General features: G+C 58.2%; 26 protein-coding genes. 12 read left to right on the forward strand and 14 right to left on the reverse strand.

Annotated features, from left to right (window positions below; translation table 11 throughout):
- Window positions 1–51: 51 nt before the first annotated feature.
- The 8 genes from AB7M22_RS08455 to AB7M22_RS08490 all read left to right on the forward strand — a co-directional run bounded on the left by AB7M22_RS08455 (window position 52) and on the right by AB7M22_RS08490 (window position 9,170).
- Window positions 52–1,542, forward strand: coding sequence for an aldehyde dehydrogenase (locus tag AB7M22_RS08455; RefSeq protein ID WP_454185904.1), 1,491 nt, complete (start codon window positions 52–54; stop codon window positions 1,540–1,542).
- Between the two features lie 52 nt (window positions 1,543–1,594).
- The gene (locus AB7M22_RS08460) at window positions 1,595–2,893 is read left to right on the forward strand and encodes an NAD(P)/FAD-dependent oxidoreductase (protein ID WP_454185905.1); all 1,299 of its coding nucleotides are present in this window, start codon (window positions 1,595–1,597) and stop codon (window positions 2,891–2,893) included.
- 769 nt (window positions 2,894–3,662) lie between these two features.
- A complete protein-coding gene (locus AB7M22_RS08465) occupies window positions 3,663–4,211 on the forward strand; it encodes a cupin domain-containing protein (RefSeq protein WP_008068184.1) in 549 nt (182 codons plus the stop codon).
- A gap of 115 nt (window positions 4,212–4,326) precedes the next feature.
- Window positions 4,327–4,773 (forward strand): NUDIX hydrolase, encoded by a 447-nt coding sequence (locus AB7M22_RS08470; protein WP_454185906.1) that lies wholly within the window; start codon window positions 4,327–4,329, stop codon window positions 4,771–4,773.
- A gap of 251 nt (window positions 4,774–5,024) precedes the next feature.
- Entirely contained in the window at window positions 5,025–5,492 is a 468-nt protein-coding gene (locus AB7M22_RS08475) for a GNAT family N-acetyltransferase (RefSeq protein ID WP_454185907.1), read from the forward strand.
- Window positions 5,493–5,673: 181 nt separating this feature from the next.
- A complete protein-coding gene (locus tag AB7M22_RS08480; RefSeq protein WP_454185908.1) occupies window positions 5,674–6,669 on the forward strand; it encodes an L-tyrosine/L-tryptophan isonitrile synthase family protein in 996 nt (331 codons plus the stop codon).
- Window positions 6,669–7,382 (forward strand): HAD family hydrolase, encoded by a 714-nt coding sequence (locus AB7M22_RS08485; protein WP_454185909.1) that lies wholly within the window; start codon window positions 6,669–6,671, stop codon window positions 7,380–7,382. The genes AB7M22_RS08480 and AB7M22_RS08485 overlap by 1 nt, the downstream gene beginning before the upstream one ends.
- 27 nt (window positions 7,383–7,409) lie before the next feature.
- Window positions 7,410–9,170 carry an isocyanide synthase family protein gene (locus tag AB7M22_RS08490; protein ID WP_454185910.1) on the forward strand — a complete coding sequence of 587 codons (1,761 nt, stop codon included), beginning with the start codon at window positions 7,410–7,412 and terminating at the stop codon, window positions 9,168–9,170.
- A gap of 164 nt (window positions 9,171–9,334) precedes the next feature.
- Here the strand turns inward: AB7M22_RS08490 and AB7M22_RS08495 are convergent, their stop codons facing one another.
- Window positions 9,335–9,616: a fructose-bisphosphate aldolase gene (locus AB7M22_RS08495; protein WP_454185911.1), complete on the reverse strand. Its 282-nt coding sequence runs from the start codon at window positions 9,614–9,616 to the stop codon at window positions 9,335–9,337.
- Window positions 9,617–10,219: 603 nt separating this feature from the next.
- Between AB7M22_RS08495 and AB7M22_RS08500 the strand changes: the two genes are divergently transcribed.
- Window positions 10,220–10,570: a hypothetical protein gene (locus AB7M22_RS08500; protein ID WP_454185912.1), complete on the forward strand. Its 351-nt coding sequence runs from the start codon at window positions 10,220–10,222 to the stop codon at window positions 10,568–10,570.
- Between the two features lie 15 nt (window positions 10,571–10,585).
- A complete protein-coding gene (locus tag AB7M22_RS08505; RefSeq protein WP_007895876.1) occupies window positions 10,586–11,008 on the forward strand; it encodes an HD domain-containing protein in 423 nt (140 codons plus the stop codon).
- A gap of 162 nt (window positions 11,009–11,170) precedes the next feature.
- Here the strand turns inward: AB7M22_RS08505 and AB7M22_RS08510 are convergent, their stop codons facing one another.
- From AB7M22_RS08510 to AB7M22_RS08525, 4 genes are all read right to left on the reverse strand, one after another.
- The gene (locus tag AB7M22_RS08510) at window positions 11,171–11,677 is read right to left on the reverse strand and encodes a hypothetical protein (RefSeq protein ID WP_454185913.1); all 507 of its coding nucleotides are present in this window, start codon (window positions 11,675–11,677) and stop codon (window positions 11,171–11,173) included.
- 212 nt (window positions 11,678–11,889) lie between these two features.
- Complete coding sequence (locus AB7M22_RS08515; protein WP_454185914.1) at window positions 11,890–12,591, reverse strand: hypothetical protein; 702 nt, start codon at window positions 12,589–12,591, stop codon at window positions 11,890–11,892.
- A gap of 76 nt (window positions 12,592–12,667) precedes the next feature.
- Entirely contained in the window at window positions 12,668–13,501 is an 834-nt protein-coding gene (locus AB7M22_RS08520) for a suppressor of fused domain protein (RefSeq protein WP_454185915.1), read from the reverse strand.
- A 96-nt stretch (window positions 13,502–13,597) separates the two neighbouring features.
- Entirely contained in the window at window positions 13,598–15,070 is a 1,473-nt protein-coding gene (locus AB7M22_RS08525; protein ID WP_454185916.1) for a hypothetical protein, read from the reverse strand.
- A gap of 160 nt (window positions 15,071–15,230) precedes the next feature.
- On the opposite strand from AB7M22_RS08525, the gene AB7M22_RS08530 reads away from it, so the two are divergent.
- Entirely contained in the window at window positions 15,231–15,653 is a 423-nt protein-coding gene (locus tag AB7M22_RS08530; protein ID WP_454185917.1) for a hypothetical protein, read from the forward strand.
- 53 nt (window positions 15,654–15,706) lie between these two features.
- On the opposite strand, the gene AB7M22_RS08535 is transcribed toward AB7M22_RS08530, so the two are convergent.
- From AB7M22_RS08535 to AB7M22_RS08555, 5 genes are all read right to left on the reverse strand, one after another.
- The gene (locus AB7M22_RS08535; RefSeq protein WP_454185918.1) at window positions 15,707–16,000 is read right to left on the reverse strand and encodes a fructose-bisphosphate aldolase; all 294 of its coding nucleotides are present in this window, start codon (window positions 15,998–16,000) and stop codon (window positions 15,707–15,709) included.
- Window positions 16,001–16,566: 566 nt separating this feature from the next.
- A complete protein-coding gene (locus AB7M22_RS08540) occupies window positions 16,567–16,785 on the reverse strand; it encodes a PLD nuclease N-terminal domain-containing protein (RefSeq protein WP_454185919.1) in 219 nt (72 codons plus the stop codon).
- 50 nt (window positions 16,786–16,835) lie between these two features.
- Window positions 16,836–17,225 (reverse strand): VOC family protein, encoded by a 390-nt coding sequence (locus AB7M22_RS08545; protein WP_454185920.1) that lies wholly within the window; start codon window positions 17,223–17,225, stop codon window positions 16,836–16,838.
- Window positions 17,226–17,436: 211 nt separating this feature from the next.
- Window positions 17,437–17,958, reverse strand: a complete 522-nt coding sequence (locus AB7M22_RS08550) for a hypothetical protein (protein ID WP_454185921.1) — start codon at window positions 17,956–17,958, stop codon at window positions 17,437–17,439.
- Window positions 17,959–18,145: 187 nt separating this feature from the next.
- Window positions 18,146–19,561, reverse strand: a complete 1,416-nt coding sequence (locus AB7M22_RS08555; protein ID WP_454185922.1) for a purine-cytosine permease family protein — start codon at window positions 19,559–19,561, stop codon at window positions 18,146–18,148.
- Between the two features lie 352 nt (window positions 19,562–19,913).
- Here AB7M22_RS08555 and AB7M22_RS08560 point away from each other — a divergent pair, with 352 nt between their 5' ends.
- The gene (locus tag AB7M22_RS08560) at window positions 19,914–20,825 is read left to right on the forward strand and encodes a LysR family transcriptional regulator (RefSeq protein WP_454185923.1); all 912 of its coding nucleotides are present in this window, start codon (window positions 19,914–19,916) and stop codon (window positions 20,823–20,825) included.
- Window positions 20,826–20,840: 15 nt separating this feature from the next.
- On the opposite strand, the gene argE is transcribed toward AB7M22_RS08560, so the two are convergent.
- The 4 genes from argE to AB7M22_RS08580 form a co-directional block, all read right to left on the reverse strand.
- Window positions 20,841–21,992, reverse strand: a complete 1,152-nt coding sequence (argE, locus tag AB7M22_RS08565; RefSeq protein ID WP_454185924.1) for an acetylornithine deacetylase — start codon at window positions 21,990–21,992, stop codon at window positions 20,841–20,843.
- Window positions 21,989–22,666 (reverse strand): DUF1028 domain-containing protein, encoded by a 678-nt coding sequence (locus AB7M22_RS08570; RefSeq protein ID WP_454185925.1) that lies wholly within the window; start codon window positions 22,664–22,666, stop codon window positions 21,989–21,991. The genes argE and AB7M22_RS08570 overlap by 4 nt, the downstream gene beginning before the upstream one ends.
- A 161-nt stretch (window positions 22,667–22,827) precedes the next feature.
- Complete coding sequence (locus AB7M22_RS08575; RefSeq protein WP_071554911.1) at window positions 22,828–23,244, reverse strand: RidA family protein; 417 nt, start codon at window positions 23,242–23,244, stop codon at window positions 22,828–22,830.
- A 24-nt stretch (window positions 23,245–23,268) separates the two neighbouring features.
- Window positions 23,269–24,615 carry a flavin-containing monooxygenase gene (locus AB7M22_RS08580; RefSeq protein WP_454188772.1) on the reverse strand — a complete coding sequence of 449 codons (1,347 nt, stop codon included), beginning with the start codon at window positions 24,613–24,615 and terminating at the stop codon, window positions 23,269–23,271.
- Window positions 24,616–24,654 lie beyond the last annotated feature (39 nt).

Genomic DNA, 24,654 nt, shown 5'->3' on the forward strand with positions numbered 1-24,654 from the left:
TGGTTGGCTTCAATCCAACGACTACTTATTCCTCTGCGTAGAGTCACAACCATGACAAACACTCGCAGCGACTGGGAACAACGCTTCCAGTCCCTCACACTAGAAGGCCGCGCATTCATCGATGGCCAATACCGCCCGGCACTCAGCGGCGATACTTTTGAATGCATCAGCCCGGTCGACGGTCGCTTCCTGGCGAACATCGCCAGCACCGACGAAGCCGATGCAAATGCGGCAGTGCAGGTCGCACGCCGCACATTCGAGTCCGGCACCTGGGCCAAACTGCCCCCGGCCGAGCGCAAGCGCATCCTGATTCGTTTCGCCGATCTGATTCTGCAAAACCAGGAAGAACTGGCGCTGCTCGAAACCCTCGACATGGGCAAACCGATCAGCGATTCCATGAGCATCGACATCCCGGCGACCGCCAACGCGATCCGCTGGAGCGCCGAGGCCATCGACAAAATCTACGACGAAGTCGCCGCCACACCGCACGACCAACTCGGCCTCATCACCCGCGAACCAGCAGGCGTGGTCGCCGCCATCGTGCCGTGGAATTTCCCGCTGATCATGGCCAGCTGGAAGTTCGCCCCAGCGCTCGCGGCGGGCAACTCGTTCATCCTAAAACCTTCGGAGAAGTCACCGCTGACGGCGATCCGCATCGCGCAGCTTGCTCTGGAGGCGGGCATCCCCAAAGGCGTGTTCAACGTTCTGCCAGGCTTCGGTCACACCGTAGGCAAGGCTCTGGCGTTGCACATGGATGTCGACGTGCTGGCCTTCACCGGCTCCACCGCGATTGCCAAGCAACTGCTGATCTACGCCGGGCAAAGCAACATGAAACGCGTCTGGCTGGAGGCGGGCGGCAAGAGCCCGAACGTGGTATTCGCCGACGCACCGGACTTGCGCGCAGCCGCTCAGGCAGCGGTCAGCGCTATTGCCTTCAACCAGGGCGAAGTCTGCACCGCTGGCTCACGTCTGCTGGTGGAGCGCTCGATCCGCGAGCAGTTCATTCCACTGCTGCTGGAGGCGCTGCAAGCCTGGAAACCGGGGCATGCCCTGGACCCGGAAACCACCGTTGGCGCGGTCGTCGATCAGCGCCAACTGGAATCGATTTTGCGCTACATCGAAATCGGCAAAGAGCAGGGCGCTCAGCTGATCGCGGGTGGCAAATGCACTCTCGAAGCCACCGGTGGCCTGTACGTGGAACCGGCGATTTTCGACGGCGTGACCAACGCCATGACCATCGCCCGTGAAGAAATCTTCGGCCCGGTGCTGTCTCTGATCACCTTTGACACCGCTGAAGAAGCGCTGCAGATCGCCAACGACAGCATCTTCGGTCTGGCCGCCGGCGTGTGGACCAGCAACCTCAGCAAGGCCCATACCTTCGCCCGTGGTTTGCGCGCCGGCAGCGTCTGGGTCAACCAGTACGACGGCGGCGACATGACCGCGCCGTTCGGCGGGTTCAAGCAGTCGGGTAATGGTCGGGATAAATCGCTGCACGCGTTCGACAAATACACCGAACTCAAAGCGACCTGGATCAAGCTCTAACACTTTTACAGCGGCGGTCGCAGGCGAGAGTTTGCGGCCCTCGGAGAAATGTATGAAACAAGACTCTGTTAAACAAAAGCATGTAAACAGCTACTACGCCGCCACCCGCAATCAGACCGGTGATTACCCGATTCTTGAAGAACTGGTTGAATGCGACGTCTGTGTGATCGGCGCCGGCTACACCGGTTTGTCCTCGGCGTTGTTCCTCAGCGAAGCGGGCTACAGCGTGACCGTACTCGAAGCCGCCAAAGTCGGCTTCGGCGCCAGCGGTCGCAACGGCGGTCAACTGGTCAACTCCTACAGCCGCGACGTCGATGTGATCGAAGAACGCTATGGTGACAAAACCGCCGAAGTGCTCGGCAGCATGATCTTCGAAGGCGCCGACATTATCCGTTCGCGCATCAAAGAGTACGACATCCAATGCGACTACCGCCCCGGCGGCATCTTCGCGGCGCTGAACAAGAAACAACTCAACGGCCTGGCCGAGCAAAAGAGCAGTTGGGAGCGCTACGGCAACAAAAACCTCAGAATGCTCGACGCCGCTGACATCAAGCGCGAAGTGGGTTGCGACAACTATGTCGGCGGCCTGCTCGACATGCAGGGCGGCCACATCCACCCGCTGAACCTGGCCCTCGGCGAAGCCGCCGCGATCATCCGCCTGGGCGGGAAAATCTACGAGCAATCCGCCGCCGTGGAAATCACCTACGGCGAGCCGATCACCGTGCGCACCGCCAAAGGTGTGGTGCGGGCCAAGTACCTGCTGATCGCCGGCAACGCCTACCTGCCACAAGACCTCGACAACCGCGTCACCCGCAAAAGCATGCCTTGCGGCTCGCAAATCGTCGTCACCGAACCGCTGTCCGAAAAAGTCGCCCGCAGCTTGATCACCAACAACTACTGCGTCGAAGACTGCAACTACCTGCTCGACTACTACCGCCTCACCGCCGACAACCGCCTGCTGTACGGCGGCGGTGTGGTCTATGGTGCCCGCGAGCCCGACGACATCGAGCAACTGATCAAACCAAAAATTCTCAAGACCTTCCCGCAACTCAAGGGCGTGAAAATCGACTACCGCTGGACCGGCAACTTCCTGCTGACCATGTCCCGCATGCCGCAATTCGGCCGCATCGAGAAAAATGCCTACTACATGCAAGGCTACAGCGGCCACGGCGTCACCTGCTCGCACCTGGCCGGCAAACTCATCTCGGAAATGATCCGCGGCGACGCCGAACGCTTCGACGCCTTCGCCTCCCTGCCGCACATGCCCATGCTCGGCGGCCGCACCTTCCAGGCCCCACTCACTGCCATGGGCGCCGCGTATTACGCGCTGCGCGACCGTTTCGGTATCTAAGCCATACGCAACCCCTGTAGGAGCCGAGCTTGCTCGCGAAGGCGGCCGCACAGTCAACATCTGTCGACTGACACACCGCCATCGCGAGCAGGCTCGCTCCCACAAGGGAACTGGCGATGTACACCAAATTTTGCGAACAACACCGACCACTGTGGGAGCGGGCCAGGCCGAACACACCAAATTGGTGTGTCAACTCGGACCAAACTGTGGGAGCGAGCCTGCTCGCGATGAGGTCATATCAGCCGCCATCAATGCTGCCTGATACACCGCCATCGCGAGCAGGCTCGCTCCCACAAAGGAATTGGCGACGTACACCAAATTGGCGAACAACACCGACCACTGTGGGAGCGGGCTTGCCCGCGATGAGGGCGGCACAGTCAACATTGATGTCGCCTGACACACCGCCATCGCGGGCAAGCCCGCTCCCACAGGGGGCCAGGCCGAACACACCAAATTGGTGTGTCAACTCGGACCAAACTGTGGGAGCGAGCCTGCTCGCGATGAGGTCATATCAGTCGCCATCAATGCTGCCTGACACACCGCCATCGCGAGCAGGCCCGCTCCCACAATTCCCGCACCTGACCGACCGGCATCAGGGGCCCGCCGGCTTTTTTCATAGCCGTTTATCGAACCTGCTGAGCAACACCAGCAAACGTGATTTAATACCCGCCTTCCACGGTTCCGGGACGGGAAACGGCGTAATCCGCGGCCATCAGTCGCCCGCCACCCACCCCCATTACCCCTTAAGTATTCTTCGCATAAGGCTGTCATGGACACGGGCTCACGACTCAAATTAGTACGCGAAAGCTACAAACTGTCCCAGCGCGAGCTGGCCCGGCGTAGCGGCGTCACCAATGCCACCATCTCCCTGATCGAACAGAATCGCGTCAGTCCCTCCGTCAGCTCCCTCAAAAAACTGCTCGAAGGCATCCCCATGTCCTTGGCGGACTTCTTCACCTTCGACCAACCGCCGCGTGAGCATCAGTACGTGTTCCGCGCCAATGAACAGCCGGATCTCGGGCGTCATGGGCTGCGGTTGCTGTTGATTGGCGCTTCGGTGCCGAGTCGGCAGATGCGGCTTTTGCGCGAGCAGTACGCGCCTGGGGCGAGTTCGGGTGAAGAGCCCATCGTGCACGCTGAAGGGGAGGAGTGTGGGCTTGTCACCCGTGGCACGGTTGAACTCACTGTTGATGGTCAGATCAGTGTGCTGAATGCCGGGGATGGGTATTACTTTCCGACCACGTTGCCGCATCGGTTTCGCAATATCGGCCAGGATGAAGCTGAAATCATCAGCGCCAATACTCCAGCCAACTTCTGATATCAAAACGGACACTACCCTGTAGCAGCTGCCGAAGGCTGCGTCCGAGGCCACTACCCATACCAAATGGAAGCACCTGCTACAGGGTTTGATCAAAGCAAATGGACTTCACCTAATGACCGCACACCGCATCCGCCCTCTCGCGCTCTGCATCTTCCATCACGATGGCAAGATACTGGTCAACGAAGCGTACGACCCCGTTACTGGAAAGCCATTCATGCGCCCAATCGGTGGCGGAATCGAGTTTGGCGAGACCAGCGCCCAAGCCGTAATACGTGAAGTCGATGAAGAACTCGGTTTATCCATCACCGATGTTCGCCTGCTCGGCACGCTCGAAAACATCTTCACGTATGCCGGCACGCCCGGGCACGAAATAGTGCAGGTCTACGATGCAAAATTCGTGGATACCAGCGTCTATGAATGGCCCCACTTGAACGCTCAAGAAAGCGATGGTGCTGCCTTTATTGCGAAGTGGCTGCCGCTCGACAGTATTACTGGCGATACGCCGCTGGTTCCTGTTGGGCTGTACGAGCTACTGAAGAAGGTCGTGCTGCTGGACTGATTCCCGTCATCCAGTACGGCCGGATGACGCTCGCATTTATTTCCCCCTCAAAATTGACAACCCGGATCATCCAAAACACTATCGGCCCATGACCTACACACGCTGCATGAACATGATGTGCTCTTCCATGACCGCTTCTGGCGGGCCATGAGGTCATGCGTTCACAGGATTTGACGTAATCACCCAAGGCCCCGCCAGAAATGGACGGGGCTTTTTAGTTCTCCGTCTACCGATTGCTAATGGAGAATGAAATGTTCGAGATTAGACGCGCCACGCACAGCGATGCCCAAACGGCGTTCGACATTCGCCTTCAAGCGATACGGCATCAATGCGTCGGTGCCTATACCACGGAGCAAATGCTGGCCTGGACGGCAGGAGCGGCCAAGGACGGGTATAGCGACCTGATGGATAAACACTTTTATCTGGGCTGTATTCAGGGTGAACCGGTGGCGACAGGAATGCTTGATCTGGAGAAGAGTGAAATCGGCGCAATCTTTGTGCTCCCGAGCTTTATGCAACGTGGCATTGGCTTGAGAGTCTTGGACTACCTTGAACGCCTGGCGCGGGATTTGGGGATGAGGGAAGTCAATCTGGACGCCACTTTAAACGCCGCTGACTTTTACCGGCGCTGCGGTTTCGTGGGTGACGAACCAGCTATTTACCATTCTCCCTCCGGGCTTCAGCTGGCTTGTGTGCCGATGGTGAAAGCGCTTTTGTAGGCTTGGCATTGGTAGATAGCTTCACCGACGGCAGACCCGGAGGGGCTCGTGCAGCCTGCAATATTCCTGATTGCCACGATTGACAGCCCTAACGACTTGTAGGAATTTAGCCGCCCGCAGGTAAGGAGTATCTGCTAACGACCAAAAAAATGGCCGTTATTCACCTCACAAGGGATTGTCTATGCAGGGTTCAAACACCGTTGCTCAACAGGTGTGCGGTCAGCTGGTGCATGAGCATCAGAAAAACGCGCACATGAACATTGCCCGGCAAATCCTCGAATGCCTGTTTCGACGTCGTAGCCTTGCCCCGGGGCAGGATCACGAGCTTTCGTTGCAGGTGCTGGAACCCCATCTGACCAAGGTCATGCAGGCGGTCGAGAGCCGTCGCAAGGTCGAAATGGTCTTGCCAGCCTTTCCCGGTAAGTCGCCCAGCCGCAAGAAAACCCTCAGCCATCTGCCCGATCTTGCCGAACATCATGCCATCGACGAGTTACACCGCCTGTGCAATGAGATCCAGCAGATCTACGCACCAGGGGCGCTGATTCATATCTGCTCCGATGGCTATGTGTTCTCTGATTTAGTGCATGTTCCCGATGCGGACGTCAAGGCCTACACCGACGCTATCCAGGACTACGCCGAACAGCACTATCCCGGCACGTTCGCCCATTTCGACCTCAGAGATGCCTATCCTCCACTTGATTGTCTGGACGCCATGCGTGAGGAGATGATGATCGAGCACGGTCAGTCATTGGTCTTGTTGCAGCAGCGTTTCAAGGATGATCCGCACATGATGTTGATGTACTGCGGCATCCATCGCTTCCTTTCCGAAGATTACTCGGGGCTCAAAGTATTCGCCGGCATGAGCCTTAATGCGGTGAAGAAAGTCGCCAAGCCTGCCTCGCAGCGGGTGATCCAGCGCAGCGAAGCCTGGAGCGCTCTGTTACAGGCGCGCTACCCGCATTGCCTGCGCCTGTCGATTCACCCGCAACTGGCGGTGTCGACGAAGATCGGTATTCGACTGGTGCCAACCAGTGACCTGTGGCGTACGCCCTGGCATTCGGTGGCTATCAAGCGACGGGGTGTGGTCACCCTCGAAAAACGCAGCAATGTCGATGAACGCTACCACCGCTTGGTGTTCCGCAAGGGGCGTCCTTGTCACTACGCCAGTGCTCAATGATGGCGTCTCGGTTGCGGGTCGAAGCCGTACTCTTCGATTTGGATGGGACCCTGGTCGACACCTTGCCTGACATCACCTGGTGCCTGAACCAGGTGTTGCTCGAACACGGTTGCCCGGCGCAGACAGCGCAAACAGTGCGGGGTTATATCGGTGGCGGCAGCACTTCGATGATCGAGCGGGTTGCCACGCAGTTTGGCATCGCTGATGCGCTCGCGATGCACCAGCGCTATGTGACGCTCTACCAAAACAACCTGGTTCAATTTTCCCGGCCTTTCAGTGGTGTGCTTGCCTTGCTCGAAGGCTGTCGCCAGTTGCAAGTGCCGCTGGCTATCGTCACCAACAAGGCTGATGAAATGGCCCGGCAGATAGCCGATGCATTGCTGCCGAATACCTTTGGGACGATCCTGGGGCATCGCGCGGGCAGGGCGCTCAAACCTCAGCCGGATGTGGCATGGGAAGCCGCCCGACGGTTGTCGGTTGATCCGCAACGCTGCTTGTTCGTCGGCGACACAGAGATCGACCTGCAGACCGCCCGTGCCGCAGGCATGTACTCGGCGGCGGTCACCTGGGGCTATGGCCTGACACCTGACTTGCAGGCCCAGGCCCCGAACATCTGCTGTGAACACCCGGCCGGATTGCTGCGCATTCTGCAGCAAGTCTGCGGGACAGCGCATGCGTTCACCGAGCATGGCGACACCGTTAAATCCTATTGATACACAAAACCTCAAGGAAGTTGTTCTATGGAACATAGAGACGCCTGGATCGCTGCCGTCAGCGATTTGCTGGCTGGTTATTTGCTCAAAGGCACGAATGATTGTTTCGACACACAAGGCAGAGCGCATCTGGCGCTCCGCCTGGGGCACTGCTTCGATCAGAGCCTGCCGGTACGTCTGGTTTTGCCAGGCTTTCCCTGCAAGTCGCCAAACGCCAGCGACCAGACATTCGGCGTGCTGCCGGACTACGGCGAGGTCATGGCCATCGAGCGCCTCGACCAACTCGGCCAAGCCATCGCTGCCTTGCACGCACCGGGCTGCGTGGTGTCGATCCTCAGTGACGGCACGACCTTCAATGACATCGTCGGCGTGGCCGATGACGTTCGCGAGACCTACAACCGGGCGTTGCGTGAACTGTGCACCACCCACACGATTCAGTGGGTCAGCATGGAAGACCTGTTCCCACAGGCCCAAAGTGCCGAGTCGGTTCGCGCCAGCCTGATCAAGCAGGCCCGTCTTCCCTGGAAAAACCTTGGGGAGTTGATCGAGCAGAGCCGGCACGATGAGTCCCTCAGCCAGGCGCATGACCACCTCTGCAGTCACCTCTACAACGACCTGCGTCTGTGTCGTGAAGACGGGCAAAGCGAGGATGAGTACCTGCAACAAATCAACTTCAAAGCCTACCAAATGATGTTTCGCGGGCAGGCATTGAATGCGGCAGTGGACCGTTTCTTCGGCGATGACATTCGGTTGTCGGTCCATCAATACAGCAATGCCGGGCCAAAATTCACCTTCGGATTGGCTGAAGGACTGACCCGTGTCGACAGCCCCTGGCATGCCGTGCCGGTGTGCAACCTCGATGGCAGCCAGAGCCTTCGCGCACGCGCCCAGGTCGACCTCGACCACCATGTGCTGATCACCTGGCAAGGGCGGCCGTGGCTCTACCACCAAACAGAAAATCCGCAGGCCAAAGGCTTCGAATACGAACTGCAGAAACTTCCGCTCTTTGGCCTGGTGGTGCGAGACCCGTTGGGGCTGGGTTTCGAACGACTGTCCACGGGCCTGCTTGAGGCTCTGGTGGAAACCTTTGGTTTCGTCTGCCTCAGGGGCTGCCGCTTCGACGATCAAGACAGCTTTGCTCGCAGCTGCGAACGCTTCGGCACGCTATACGAATGGGCCTTCGGCGCCGTGCACGTGGTCAAACCTGCGGACAAACCCCAAGGCGTGGTGCACTCGCTGGAGAAAACGCCTTTGCACTGGGACCTGAACATGCTGCCCGACAGCGATGCACAAGTTCAGCGCAACCCGAAATTCTGCGCCAGCAAATTCATGCTGTATTGCAAGACCGCACCGCAGCCGGGCGAGGGCCAGACCACCATCGTCGACAGCCGAAACGTACTGCGCAAAGTCGGGCAGCAAGTCGCCCGACAATGGCAGTCGGTGAATATCACCTACTACACCAAGATGACCTACTTCGGTGGCTCACCGCGCATGTACAGCCTGGTGGATCATCACCCCCGCAGCGGCGAACTCATCCTGCGTTACCAAGAGGGCACCGACTCGACATTGCAGACCTTGAGCCAGTCTGTGCAGGACCATGATGAGGGCGCTCAACAGGCACTGCTTGAACAGGTCAACGCGCTGGTTTATGACCCGGAGTGTCTGATTGCTCATCAATGGAGTGAGGGGGATCTGGTGTTGATCGACAACTATCGGACGTTGCATGGGCGGTTGCCGATGTCGCCGGCTTCCTCGTCGCGGGAGTTGTGGCGGGTGCAAGTTTACTGACCGCTGTTGTCTGGGAGGCCCTGGGGACAGGGCCTTCTATGGTCGAACGGAGTCGCGTTGACGCGCCAGCAAACTGGGGAGAAGGGGATCACTGCAAGGTATTTAGCGAAGCCAAAGACTTGAAAACCCGCTGCAACGCGGGTTTCCTTACGGCTCAACTCTGATCACTGACTCTTAGGCGTATCAAACCCACGCTGCTCAATCACCCGAAACACATCGCTCACATCCTGGACCATGATCCGGGCGATGTTGGTAACGGTGTTGATGTCGTGCTCGGCGTAGTCGGGGAGGCTGGTGCAGGCCATGAGGTTGAGGTATTTGAGGACGGCGCTGAGGCAGTTGTGGAGTTCGCGCAGTGGGGCGTCGGCGTCGATGAGGAGGACGGGGTGGTCGGTGGCGAAGTGGGACATGGGGGTGTAGTGGCGGAGCGGGTTGTTCGTACTCATAAGTAAATCTTCCTCGTATTTGTAAGAAGAGCTACTGCCGTTCGCTGCGAATCGAAAGGGTGGTAGCTATGTGCGGGTTCGCAGACCGAGGATACGAGGAACCCGGCAGACCCGAAGATCTCCCACACACAGCCACCATAAAACGGAGTACGGGCGCGTTTGTGCGACCGTTGCTGGTTATGGGGTGCAAGGTTACTACACGTATCGTCAGGGCTGCGAAACCCTATCGCTGAATTCGCTCAGCGACAGACCCACTCTAGGCAGCGATTTCGATAGCCGCAACCGGGCTGTAGGACCGCACGCGCTCACTGTGGCGAGGGGGCTTGCCCCCGTTCGGTGGCGCAGCCGCCGCAAAACCGGGCATTGCGGTGTGTCTGAGGAAACGGGCTCGCAGGGTTTGGGGCTGCTTCGCAGCTCAACGGGGGCAAGCCCCCTCGCCACAAAGGGCAGATTCCTACATGTTTTGCAGACTTCAAAATCCTGGCCGTGCGCTCATCGAACGAGCAGGCGCGGGATTTTCGGTGGTGAGTACGCTTGCTTCCGTTCAGCGCCGCCACCGTCGTAGACTGAAAGCCAACGGTAATTCAAGGATGGAACGCGCCCATGATCGAAATCGGCAGCCGCAACAACGCCCCCACGCCGCAGCACAAAACCCAGGATATTTACCTCTTCCACATCGACCTTTCCCGGCCGGGCACGCCGTTTTGTTTCGAGCAGTCCATCGGTGGCGGTCATTGCGAGCAGGGTGGGGCAGCGTGGTTGGCGGTGTCGGAGTTTGAGGCTTGGCCGGGTGAGTGGCGTCAGCATTTGCAGAAGTCCGGTTGTGGCTGGGTCGCTGAGCTGGTGAAGGGGCATCCGGGCGTCGATCAGGCGACGCTGGTGTCGATGATTCTCGAACGCCACGCTGAGGGCGCCAAGCGCAACATTCATATCGCCGGCCGCTACGGCGTTTAACCCGAGGAGAATCCCATGAGCCAGACATTGGAACGCGCCATTGCCATCGCCGCTGCGGCGCATGAGGGGCAGGTGGACAAGGGCGGCGCGCCTTACATTTTGCATCCGCTGAAGGTCATGCTGCGGGTGAACACTCTGGAAGAGCGCATCGTCGCGGTATTGCATGACGTGGTCGAGGACTGCGGCATCAGCTTCGACGATCTGCGTAACGAAGGCTTCAGCGAAACGGTGCTGATGGCGATTGCGTCGGTGACCAAGGTGCCAGGCGAGTCCTATGAGGCGTTCGTCGAGCGCGCGGCGCAGAACCCGATCGGACGGGTGGTGAAGCTGGCGGACCTCGAAGAGAACAGCGACTTGTCGCGGATTGCCCAGCCGTCCTGGGAGGATCTGGAGCGCGTTGAGAAGTATCGGCGGGCGATTGGGGTGTTGCGTTCGTAGTGGGTGTTGGCAACGCGTTGCAGGCGTTGTGGACGTCAGAATCAAAAGATCGCAGCCTTCGGCAGCTCCTACGCCGATCGGGTAGGTGTTTGGATTTGGGGCAGTCCACGATTTTTCGCTCAACGGTTTTTGGAATCGTGGTCTTTCCCGGTATTTCACCCGTTATAGGGCCAGGTTCAGGGCCTCCATGAAACCGGGAGTTCTGGCTGCTGCGACTGCAGCTCGTCTTGCATCGAGCCACATTTCTTGCGCTCCAACTGCTGCCCCAACACCGGTCAAAGCAACTTGAATGTTGGTAATCGCCATCGTGGCAGCATCTTCAGGTCGGCGCAGGGATTGAAACGCGGCCATCGCTTGAGTTTGTTCAAGTCTAAGCCTGTCAGCGAGTACCTGGATGCGCTGGCCGTCGCCTTCGTAATAATCTCTTTGAGGATGGTCGTTCGCTGCAATCACAGGGACTGTAGCCGCCAGGTACGCGGTCACCTGTGCTCTCAGTTGACCAACACTCTGATCCAGTCGGGCAACAACAGGATCGAATCGCTCTCTGATTTGCGGAGTGGGGTCGTGTCGGGCGCGTCTTTCAGTGAGTTGCAATCTCGATCTGTCGGATGTGCTGAGAAAAGACCCGATGATTCCTAATGAGTTGTTATCTACAGTTCCCCACGGCATCGCTCAATCTCCATTTCGTAGATGTGGCTTATGAGTATAGTCAGTGATTGCGCGATGCTTGCAGGAGCCCTTATTGCGGGGGCTTTGGATCAAAAGATCGCAGCCTCGTGTTACTCGACAGCTCCTACGGGGAGGGGAAACGGCTTGCCGCGATGGCGTTTTTGAGGACGTCTTCGCAGTCACACGACTGCGTCTGAAGTCACACTGTCGCGTTACTCCGCAAGGTAAGCAGTCTGTGTGTCATGAAGTGGCTGCGCGATGTTGAGTGCATGTTTGACTGCCCGCCATTCCTCGCCTGTGAGGCGCTTTCTGCCAAAATCATAGGAGTCACCACCCGGATTCATGTGTAGCGAAAAGAGCCCGATGATCTCGTCGTCAGCCACTTTGAGGATCAATTCCATATAAGTCTCGCTCGAGGTGCTCGCCGTTAAATAGGTGAGGCCTTCAACCACTGCGCTGCCACACCAATGCAACTCATCCCAGGCCAGGAAGTTCCCGTTCGCGGTTCCAGTCTCTTGTAGATACCAAGACGTCGAATCTTCTTGGACTGCTTGCAGTGCTGGCAGAAATCGCTCGCAGGAGAGGATGTCGAGTGGGTACTTGAGCTTGCCGTGGTGAACGTTATGCAGGCGTTCTGCTGACTGCTCTGGTGCTTGAGCCGCGCCGACAACTTTCGCCTTCAGCAGGTGGCTTTGGGCAATTTCTGAAGGTTGTTCACTCCAGCCATTCAAGTCGGAAACGGGCGGGCACCAGATAAGCAGAAGGATCTCACCAACGTCTAAACGGTCATGGCTATCAAAGAACGCGAAGGTTCTTTTGCCAACGCTCGGCACGATGTCTTTGAGGTGGAGTATCGGCGCGCTGTAGTCGATGCCCTGATCCTGAGACCAGAACATCGGGCAGTAGGTTTTCATCTGTGAACACTCCTGGGGGACAGAGCACTGTACGGTGTCTTTCCTGATTGCTCACATGAAAGCGGCCGCTCGGTTTTCACACAACGCTAGTACGATTCAGATTGCTCATATGTCCGATGCCGGCTACCTTCAAACGGCTGACCAGATCTTCGCGTGCCGCTCGCCCACCCGATCGGACATATTCAAGCTCCGATGCGGTGATCAATACCATCGAAACCAACCTGACCGGAGACAACGGCATGTCATCCAGTCGCGTCGGGAAATCCGGTTCCAGGGCTCCCAGCAGGACGCCGGTACAATCGTCCTCGGTCACGAAGCTTTTGGGGAGTTGATCGCTCATGTGGTGCGACAGGCTGAACCCGGGAATTTCGAGAGATAGCGTACCGTACTGATCGAGCCGTTCGGTGACTCCTCCAGCGTCGGCCACCGTTTTGGCAACGTGCTCCAACAGTTCGAATGCCCAGCTGTTTTTTAATGGATCGACCTCACCAAGCGAACCACGTGCGTGCTCGGGTATGTCAGCCGTTTCCATGAACAACTCCATCTCGAAACCATTGCCCATCCCTTCAACTCCATCGAATGGATCCGAAAGGCCGTCGGTGGCAAGGAGTATCGAGTCACCACGGCGAACCACCCTGTAGGCCTGACGCGTCGAGGGCCAGTCAGGGCCACCCCTGAAACTCGGACTGATCATATAGGCAATGACATCCCGCTCGACGGTGCCGACAGAGTGCCAATGACGATCCAGGCACGCTTCGCCGGCGAGTCGCGCCGCCAGATTGGCCGCTTCAGCCTCGTTCAACTCACCGATATCAACCAGCTTCTGGAATGCCTGGATTTGCGGTTCGACCCGGAGGGATTGGGTGGCAGGGCTTTTAAGTGAGTCGAGAAGCTTTTTAAAGAAATTCATGTGCGTTCCTTGCCGGTTTTTGGCATTGATGTGAAAACGCGAAAGCAGATTGTGCGTCCACTTCAAGGGTTTTTTTGAGGTTAATGGCCAGGCAACTCAAGATTCCACCACCTCAATCGTCCAGTCGCCCTGCACGTTCCGTGTGACGTATTGGATCGGCACAAACATTCCATACGCTTCGAGGTAGACGTAAATGTCGGTGCTGTATTGGTAGGCATCTCTTGTGCAACTGAGTACCTTGGCAGTCCCGGTCAAACTCGGGTGATACGTGCTGGCGGGTTTCTGCGACTGCACCTCACAGCTGTATCTGTCGTCGACCGGCACCAAGGCTCTGGGACCTTTCCCGCCGTTGGTATAAAGAAGCTGCATTTCCTGCGTCGTGTATCGCAGGAGTGCACCGACCGGCATGTTCGCCCAATCGCCCTCGAAGCTGAGGTTTGTCAGCGCCTTATTCTCGATCGTTATCTCACCAGCATGATTGTTGAATTCACTTTCAGCCAGGTCAATCAGACCCCGGAAAGTGACTTTGGCCCACTGACTTCCTCTGCCTTTAAAACGCTCCGTCAGTTGTTTACTCGTCTCGTCAGAGAGGTATTTCGAGTCACGCCCGTTAAGCCGTACGCCTTCATCTGAATACTGTCTTGGCTCGGAGTTATCCTTGAACACCCGGCGCAGGTGCTGAATGCTTTTCTCCGGTTTGGGCATATTCAATGCCTCGATGGCTTTCAACACCGGGGCGGCAACGACGGGGGCCGGTACTTCGAAAGGCGACTGCTCACGCCCTTCAAAAGGTTTGTATTGATCCAGCGATTGCGGCTTGCCACAGGCCACCTGAAAAAGCTGACGCTCATCGGCGCCGAGGCTCTGCAGGCCGATGGTTTTAAGATCTGTCTGCATGTTTCCAGCGAGCACACGACTGTGAGCATCAAGGTAGAAATGGCTTAACGCAGTCAGTTGTTGCAGGGCGCAGTTGGCTGTCCATCGCTGGCGTACCTGCCCATACAAGACGTTTTTGCCGGGCATCAACATCTCGCCGGGCAGTACCCGAGCCGTCCAGAAAGTCACCTCATCACCTTTTACTTTCAGGCTGGCGCGGTCGATCATCTGCCAATCCTGAAGCTCGGGTGCCGAGAACACGCGCCATTGAGGAGGTGTTGTCTGGGCACACACTTGCTTCAACTGCGCACTTTGCAGGTACTGGCTCTTTTGTTCCGCAGGCAATTGCCAGGACTCCTCCGAATACCCCCGCGGTTTAACGGCGAATAGAGACATCCCCGCTTTGCTGCGGTAAGCCATTTGCGCATCGGGTTGGCCGCAGTTGGCGTCGAAGCGTGCCAGATAGTGGAGTTCCGGGCTGGGGGACGAAGTCACTAAATAGGTGATCCTGTCTCCCTCTCGCACAATCGAACTCGGCTCGGGGGTCTCCAACATCACACTGTTGAAAACCGTAAAACCCGGCTGGGCTTCAGGTGTTGTGATTTGAGCGGGTTTTGTTGCTTGGCATCCAGAGAGGATCACGGCAACGGTAAGCAGTGAAAAAAAGCTGGAAGGGCGGGACGTGGCATCCATGCGGTTGTACTTCATTGATAGGGTGATGGCATATTAACATGAGTGCTGGCTGCCAAATAGGACGCCGCTTGTGGCGACGATAGGGGGTTCGTGCAGTGCGCCCCGGACAAAACAGGCATCTGGATTTCAGGGCTGCTATTTAAACTATGGAAAGGCAAAGATGACTGGACAGATTTTGAAGTCAAAGTTGGTGAATTTTCTGGTGGCCGATGCCGAGGTGAATTACGACAACGTGGACGATTTATATTCCATTGCTGAGGCTGGCAATGTGGATGTGTTGGGCGACGTGCTAGAGGCCTTCAAGGAAGCATACGGAGGACTTTGGGTTGGCGGGAAGATGGTGCTGACCCAAACAATGGTTCGTCTGAGTGCCAATGCCATGAACCGCCTCGTTCAGGATGGGACGCTGGATATTGAACTCCCACTGGCATTAATCCGAAAGGTCACAATTGAAGGCGGGTTCATGACGAAGATCGTCCGTCTGGATACCGACGCTGGCAGCGTTAAATTTCGGTGTTACGGCGCGAAGGACGTCGCCGCGCTGATAGAGAAGACAATCCTCTCGCCAACTCGACAGGCCTGAACAAAACAAAAAACCCGCAACTCAGTGCGGGTTTTTTTACGACTCAATTCTGATCACTGACCCTTAGGGGTATCAAACCCACGCTGCTCAATCACCCGAAACACATCACTCACATCCTGAACCATGATCCGGGCGATGTTGGTGACGGTGTTGATGTCGTGCTCGGCGTAGTCGGGGAGGCTGGTGCAGGCCATGAGGTTGAGGTATTTGAGGACGGCGCTGAGGCGTTCGCTGAGGCAGTTGTGGAGTTCGCGTAGCGGGGCGTCGCTGTCGATGAGGAGGACGGGGTAGCCGGTGGCGAATTGGGACATGGGGGTGAAGCGGCGGGGCGGGTTGTTCGTGGTCATAGGTAGGTCTCTATTAAGGTAAATAGAAGCGCCACCTTTTCGCTGCGAAACAATTGGGTGGCAGCTGTACGCGGGTTCGCAGACCGAGAAATGACCTACACCCGGCAGACTCGAAAGTCTCCCACGCACAACCGCCATAAAATGAAACGCGGGCGAATTTTGCCAGAGTTCTCATTCGACGGTGTAGGTCATCTTCTGCAGGGCTGCGAAACCCAATCGCTAATAGTGGTCAGCGACGGGTCGAATATAGGCGCCCATTTTGGTGCTCACAACCGGGCTGTAGGACGGTTGGGCGTTTGTTGTGATAAGGCGGATTGCCACTGTTTACGGGCTTGTCGCGGTGATTCGGGCCGTGTGGAGTGCCTTGGGAAATGGGGTGCAGGTTTTGGGGCCGCTTCGCGACCCAACGGGGATAAATCCCCTCGCCACAAAGGGTACATTCCTACGAAATTTTCGGACGTCAGGTTTATAGAATCGGGTGGTCAGAAACAACAAAGCCCCGAATATTCGGGGCTTTGTTGTTTGAGTTTGCGTAGTTTCAAAATCCTTACCGCACAGCATCAACGTTATTGCCTGGCCTGCGGTGAATGCGGGTTGTGATTGGTGTGTTTCGGTCCCGCCAGTGCCCACGCTATCAGTCCGAACAGTGGCACAAACACGATTACCACTATCCACACCAGTTTGTTGCTCGATTTACCTTCGGCTTTACGCACTCTGTTGATTGCCCATAACTCGACCAGCAAAAGAGCTGCTGTCAGCACGATCCAGATTGTTTCGATTTGCATTAGCCACCTCCTGATAGTCATTCAGTTAGGTGGGCAGTGGTGGGCAGGGTTCATTTTATCGGTGTGCAAAGCTCCACCAGTGTCCCGTCCGGGCAGCGCACGTAGGAGACAGTTTGGCCCCAGGGTTTTAGGGCTGGGGCGGTTATTTCGGTGGCGCCTGCGTTCAGGGCTTTGGCGTGGGCGGTGGGGACGTCGTCGGTCACCAGGCCAACTTCGATGCCCAGCGGTTTGGCGGAAGAGTGAGCAGAGACGTGGCCGCTGCTGAAGTTCATGGCGGCGAGTTCGTCGGCGGCGAAGGCCAGGGCGGTTTCACCGGTTTCGAGTTCGCCGTAGGTGCCTGATTCGTGGAGGAAGCGAGTGGCGAGGCCGAAGGCGGAGGAGAAGAATTGGAGGGAGGCTGGGACGTCAGGGACGTAGATGATCAGGTAGCCGAATTTCATGTGCGAACATTCCTTGTTGTGCCATTGGGGTGGCAAATCTAGCAGAGGGCGGACGCAACACTCAGTTCCATACTGCAAATTTACCAGGCTGATGCGTGTATGGGGTCGCACATCGCAACGAGCGTCAGTAGCACACAGCGCGCTACTGGATTGTTTGAGAGCGGGCATTTCGATGTCCGGATTGGCCGGATGGGAGGATAGGACAAGTGCTCTATTTAACGAGCCTGAGGCAAGTTAAACCTGTCTTGAAGCGCAGCTGTTGAATGGGTTCGACGCTCTCCTGAGTCCCGATTTTTTTGACTACGTTAATTCCGCAGTGATTTTGGTCGTAGTTGAAGATGGGCAAGATGCCTGGCTTGGACTCACTCCAGGAGCCCGCCTGCACGGTGTAAATAGCCCCTGCCTGAGGTGTGAAGGAAAAAGGAATCCGACACATAGTCCCTGCGACGACATGCTCGTACGTCAATACCAGCTCTTTGCCCACTGCCACCTGCGATTCGATAAAGTCATCGGACAGGTAGATCAATGACGAGCCCCCCCCGTAGCAACCCTTTTCAGTGAAGGTTATGGCGTCCAGGCTGGTACCGCGTGTGTATTTAAGGCGAACCGTCGCCGAGGGTTCTCCCGGTTGGGGAAAGGCGTACGGCTTGCCCTGAAAAAATGAAGTGCAACCACTGAGCATCACTGCTCCAGCCAGTAGCGCGTACAGACCTGTCTTGTTATTCCCGTACATCAACCGATTCCTTGATACCTGCGACGGCACTGAGAAAACCTCAGAGTCCGAAGATTATTGAATAGTGGCTTTATGATACTGGATGTTGTGAAGGTCCAGTTAGCAGGGCAAAAACAGACCGCGTTTGAACAGAACAAAAAACCCGCATCAGCGTGCGGGTTTTTGTGTTTGAACGGGGCGCTATCCCTTACGCAGCGCTCGCCAGTCTCCCACCCGCCAACCGACGCTTGTAGGCGCTGTCGCGGCTGGCCAACCAGAAATACAACGGCGAAGTCACCAACAACCCCACCACCCAGGACAAATCCGCCCCATTGATGTGTTCCGAAATCGGCCCGACGTACAACGGCGTGTTCATGAACGGAATCTGCACCGCGATACCAATCGCATACGCCAACAACGCCTGCGGATTGTACCGGCCGTAAATCCCGCCATCGACCTGGAAGATCGAGTTGATGTCGTACTGACCTTTGTGAATGGCGTAGAAGTCGATCAGGTTGATCGCGGTCCATGGCACCAGTACCACGAGCAGCACCAGCACCATGTCGACGAAGTGGCCGATGAAGTCGGCCGAGGCGCCGACGGCGGCGAAGCAGCAACCGGCGAGGACGATGACCGAGATCACGGCGCGGCTTTTGGCGGTGGGGATCCAGCGGTAGGCGAAGGTTTGCACCAGGGTGATGATGGACAGCACGGCGCCGTAGAGGTTGAGGGCGTTGTGGCTGATGACGCTGAGCAGGAACAGCACGAGCATCAATGGGCCGATGGAGCCGGTGGCGAGTTTGACCGCGTCCATGGTGTCCATGCCGACGGGCGTGGCGAGTACGGCGACAGCGCCGAAGATGAACGACAGGCTGGAGCCGAGTGCCGAGCCGAGGTAGGTGGTCCAAAAGGTGGCGGCGACGGGCACGTCTTCCGGCAGGTAGCGCGAGTAGTCGGACACGTACGGTGCGAAGGCGATTTGCCAGAGCGCGGCCAACGATACGGTGGCGAGCCAGCCGGAGATGTTGAAGTTGCCTCGGGTGAGGAAGTCGGCGGTTTGCACGTGGGTGAGGATGTAGCCGAAGCCCAGCACGATGCCGATGCCCAGCACCCAGGTGCCGATGCGGTTGAGTACGTGGATGAAGCGGTAGCCGATGATGCCGATGATGCCCGAACCGAGGGCGCCGATGACGATGCCCACCGGCACTGGCACGCTGTCGACTACGCCGTGCAAGGACTTGCCGGCGAGGACGATGTTGGAGGCGAAGAAGCCGATGTACATGATACCGGCGATCAGCACCACCAGCAGTGCGCCGAGCGAGCCGAACTGAGCGCGGCTCTGGATCATTTGCGGAATGCCCATCTGCGGGCCTTGGGCCGAGTGCAAGGCCATCAGCACGCCGCCGACGAGGTGACCGACCAGAATGGCGACGATGCCCCACACCAGGTTCAGCTGGAACAGTTGCACGCCCAGAGCGCCGGTGACGATGGGCAACGGCGCAATGTTGCCGCCGAACCAGAGGGTGAACAGGTCTCTGACCTTTCCATGGCGATCTTCCGGGGGCACGTATCCAATCGTGTGTTTTTCGATAAGCGGAGCGGAGGTTGTTGCTGTGGTGACCATGGCGAACTCCAAGGCAAGGATGAGTACGTGGACGTACTTCGGTGAGCGCCGCGCGGGCGACGCTTTTCTTGTTGGAGCGATGATGTGCAATGCGTCGGGATAGATAAATTAGTAAGTTTGTTGCTTCAAACCTTAAAAAATATATGCCCGTGGTTTTGGTGGGTCCGGTATGTTCAGGCTTGATCGTGTGCCCGGTTTACGGCGGCTGCGCCGTCACAGAATCGCACGTTGCCCCGATACCTGTAGGCGTTATGTCGGCCGGTCGTTCGGGTACCGCCATGACGATGCGGCTGCACCCAATCAGGCTGCGATCTTTTGATTTTGATTTGATGTTTTGTGCCTGGAGGTCCGCATGGCCGCTTACAACCTGCGACAGCTCAAGTATTTCGTCACCACTGCCGATTGCGGCAGCGTGGCGGAGGCTTCGCGCAAGCTCTATATCGCTCAGCCGTCGGTGTCGACCGCGATCAAACACCTTGAAGAAAGTTTTGGCGTGCAGCTGTTTATCCGGCATCACGCCCAGGGTGTTTCGTTGACGCCGAGCGGGTCGCGTTTTTACCGTAAGGCGCAGGAGTTGCTGCGGGTCGCGCATGAGTTTGAGCAGAATGCGCTGGCGGACAATGACGTGGTGGCGGGGCAGATCGATATTGGTTGTTTTGAAACGGTGGCGCCGCTGTACCTGCCGCGTTTGATCGCCGGTTTCAAAGAGCGTTGGCCGGGTGTGGAGATCCGCATTCGCGATGGCGAGCAACAGGAGTTGGTGCAGGCACTGACCGCCGGCAGCATCGACCTGGCGATGTTGTTCGAACACGATTTGGACAGCACCATCGAGACAGTACCGTTGATGCCGCCGCAGCAGCCTTACGCGTTGCTGCCGGCGGATCACCGCTTCGCGCAGCAGGCGAAAGTGTCGCTGAATGACCTGGTGCTGGAGCCTATGATTTTGCTGGACGTGGTGCCGAGCCGCACCTATTTCGTGAGCATTTTTGAAGAGCGCGGATTGACGCCGCACATCGTGTTCAGCTCGCCTTCGATCGAGATGGTGCGGGGGATGGTCGGGCGCGGGTTTGGCTTTTCGATCCTGGTCACCAAGCCGTTTACTGAATACACCTATGACGGGCAGAAGGTTGTGTGTGTGCCGCTGGCCGAATCCGTGACCGGCTCCGGTTTATCGGCGGCATGGTTGAGAAGGGCGCAGTTGACCAAACCCGTGCAGCTGTTCGTGGATTACTGCCAGGAAGAACTGGCCCGCCTCTATACCTGAGCGTCGGGCCAATCATCAGCTGCTAATCGATAGCAGCATTCGTTGCAGCATTTCATCGCAGCCGTTCAATTGTTCCAGGCTGACAAACTCGTCCGGCTTATGGCCTTGGTCCATGCTGCCCGGACCGCACACCACCGTCGCAATACCCGCCGCATCAAACAGACCGCCTTCGGTGCCGAACGCCACCGTCCCGAATTCCCGCGAGCCGGAAAATGCAGCGATCAGCTCAGCAGCCTCGCTGTGTGCATCAGTCGCCAAACCGGGATAGGCCGACAACTCGCTGAAGCGGATTTCACTCTGATCACTCACGGCGCGCATGCGCGGTAACACTTGCTGCTCGGCGAAGGTCTGCAGTTCCTGCGCAACACGGCTTGGGTCGTATGAGGGCAGGGCGCGGATTTCAAAGTCGAAGCGGCAATCGGCGGGGACGATGTTCAAGGCTTTGCCGCCGGAAATCACGCCGGTTTGCACCGTGCTGAACGGCGGATCGAAGCGGGCGTCGTGGTGCTCTGGCGCTTTGAGCCGATGACCAATGCGCCCCAGTTCACCGATCAATTCGGCGGCGTATTCAATCGCATTGACCCCCAGCGGCGCGTAAGCGGAATGGCACGCTTCGCCGTGAATGTCGCAACGCATCGCCAGTTTGCCTTTATGACCCAGCACCGGTTTGAGCTCGGTCGGTTCGCCGATGATGCAGAGCATCGGTTTGACCGGGCGCTGTTCGAGCGCTTTGAGCAGAGAGCGAACCCCAAGGCAGCCGACTTCCTCATCGTAGGACAGCGCGATGTGTACCGGTAGCCGAAGAGAAGCCTTCACCAGCGACGGCACCAAGGCGAGTACGCAGGCGATGTAGCCTTTCATGTCTGCCGTGCCGCGACCGTACAGTTTGCCGTCGCGCTCGGTGAGCTGGAACGGCGCAACGGTCCACGGCTGGCCGTCGACGGGCACCACGTCGGTGTGCCCCGACAGCACGATGCCCGGCCGCTCCGCCGGGCCGATGGTCGCAAACAGATTGGCCTTGCTGCGCGGCTCGTTGTAGACCAGCTCGCAGGGCACATCGAAGCTGGCGAGGTAGTCGCGGACAAACTCGATGAGGTGCAGGTTTGATTCGCGGCTCGTGGTGTCGAACGCCACCAATTGCTTCAGCAAATCGAGACTGTTGCTCATCGGTCGTCTCCGGCGACACCGTAGCCAGGGGATTTGTCGGGGGCGAGGGCGCGGTCGATGTAGTCCTTGACCTGTGGGCGATAGGCGTCCCACAGCTTTTCCAACTCGGCGATCGGATCGTGATCCGCCCAATCGACCCGCAGGTTGATGATCGGCCAGGTCAGTTCGCCGACCACCACCATCGCCGCCGAATGCACCGGCCCGGCTTCACCGCCCGCTGCGATGGCGGCTTTCATCGCCGCGAGCAAGCGGTCGGCGAGTTGGCCCTCGCCATGCTCGAACGCCTTGACCATGGCCTCGATCACCTCTCGGTCCGCGAGCATGTTGCCGGCGGCCACGCATTGCTCGCCGGACACGGCGTTGTGGTTGCCCAGGGTTTCCGAGCCGCTGAAGTGCGCGGTACGGCCGAGGTGGTCAATCGCGGTGATTTGTCGATATTGGCTGTAGCCGTTGCGGGTCAAGACCTTGTCCAGCGCCTCGGCAGGCGCGAGGCCTTGTTCCATGAGGGCGAGGGTTTCCGGGCCGAGTGAGGGCAGGGTGATGTTTTGCGTGGAGACGGCGCCGACACCGGGCAGCAGCCAGGGGCAGCGGGCGCCGACGGCGATGCTTGAGGAGCTGATTGCAATGCCGAACTGACCGGTTTCGGGACAGCGGGCGGCGATGGAGAAGGTCATGGTTTGGTTCCTTGCTTAGCCTTGGCTGAGGGGGTGGCTGTGCTGGCCTCATCGCGGGCAAGCCCGCTCCCACAGGGATTTTCGGTGGTCACGGACTTGTGTACGACGCGGATCATGTGGGAGCTGGCTTGCCTGCGATGGCTGCGGCGCGATGTACCTGCTTACTCAGGAATCACAGCAATCACATCAATCTCCATCAGCCACTGCGGCTGCCCCAGTGCCGACACCACCAGCCCGGTCGAGATCGGGAACACGCCTTTAAGCCATTTGCCCACTTCCTGATAAACCGGCTCGCGGTAACGCGGGTCGATCAGGTAGGTGGTGGTTTTCACGATGTGGCTGAGGTCGCTGCCGGCTTCTTCCAGCAACTGTTTGACGTTGCGCATGGCTTGCTCGGTTTGCGCACGCGCATCACCAAGGCCCACCAGGTTGCCTTCGAAATCGGTACCGACCTGGCCGCGAACATAAACGGTGTTGCCGGCGCGGACGGCTTGGCACAGGTCATTGTCCAGGCTCTGGTTGGGGTAGGTTTCCTTGGTGTTGAACATGCGAATGCGGGTATGGGTTGGCGTGGACATCTGAAACTCCTGAAAGAAAAAGGCTTACGCGCTGACAGTGGTTTTGTGAGCGACCAGAACGGTTTCAGCCTGGCGCTGCGCGGCGTCGTGGTATTCAAGGTACGAACGCTGAATGGCGATGTGGTCCGCCACATACTTGGCATCGTGCCAAACACCCCAGATGAACGAAGACCCGCGACGGGACTGCCACGGCAGGCCGAGGAAATACACGCCAGGCTCGCTCGACACACCGCGCTGATGCTGCGGCTTGCCGTTGGCGTCGAAGGCGTCGACCTTCAGCCAGCTGTAATCCGTGGCAAAACCGGTGGCCCAGATGATCGAAGTCACGCCAGCCTTGGCCAGGTCGAGTTCAAGAATCGGGTGAGTGACGCATTCCGGATCCGGGAAGGTAATGCGCGCTTCAGGTTCTTGCGGCAGGTCCAGGCCATTGCGTTCGATGTAGGCGTCAGCGGCATTGAGCAGCGCCAGATAGTTCTCGTCGCCGCGCGCCAGATTGTCGGCAAGGTTCGGCTGGAAAGTCGCCACAGCGCCATTGAACGATTGGGTCAAGCCCACCAGCGTCATCCCGCGATGGGCGAGTTCACGGAAGTCCACCGTACGACCGCCATGCGCACCGCTGACGGCAATGGTCACGTGCTCCCGGCCGGGCTTCATCGCCGCTTGATCCCATTCGCCGAGCACGCCCAGCCACCAGCAGAAATCACGGTTGCGATAGGCGCGGGGAGGGCGATCGTGCGCGCCAACGGAGAGGTAAACCTGCTTGCCGGCACGCTGCAATTCATCGGCGATCTGCACCCCCGACGAACCGGCGCCGACGACCAGCACAGCACCTTCGGGCAGTTGTTGCGGGTTGCGGTATTCGGCGGAGTGGATTTGGGTGAATGGCGCATCTTTTGGCGCAATCGGCGGGATAACCGGGCGCTGGAAAGGTCCAGTGGCGGCCACCACGCGGTTGGCCTCAATTACGCCCTCGGAGGTTTCAATGGTGAAGCCTGGGCGACCGATATTGCGCTCGACTTTCTTCACGTCCACGCCAGTGCGAACAGGCGCGTTGAACTTCCTGGCATAGGCTTCGAAATAGTCCGCGACCCGCTCTTTCGGGGCAAAGCCGTCAGGGCTGAGATCGTCGAACTCAAGGCCCGGAAACCGATCGTGCCAGGCCGGACCGTTGGCCACCAGCGAATCCCAGCGGCCGGTGCGCCAGCGTTCGGCGATGCGGCTACGCTCCAGCACCAGGTGAGGCACGCCGAGTTTGCTCAGGTGTTCACTCATGGCCACGCCTGCCTGACCGGCGCCAACAATCAGCGTGTCTGTTTTTATTTTTTCAGTGGTCATCTCTATACCCTTCGAAGTGGGAGTCAGGTCGGTTATGGCCTGCCATCTCTTGGGTCCAGACTAGGGATCACCCCT

The organism is Pseudomonas sp. ADAK2 TE3594 (assembly GCF_053628675.1).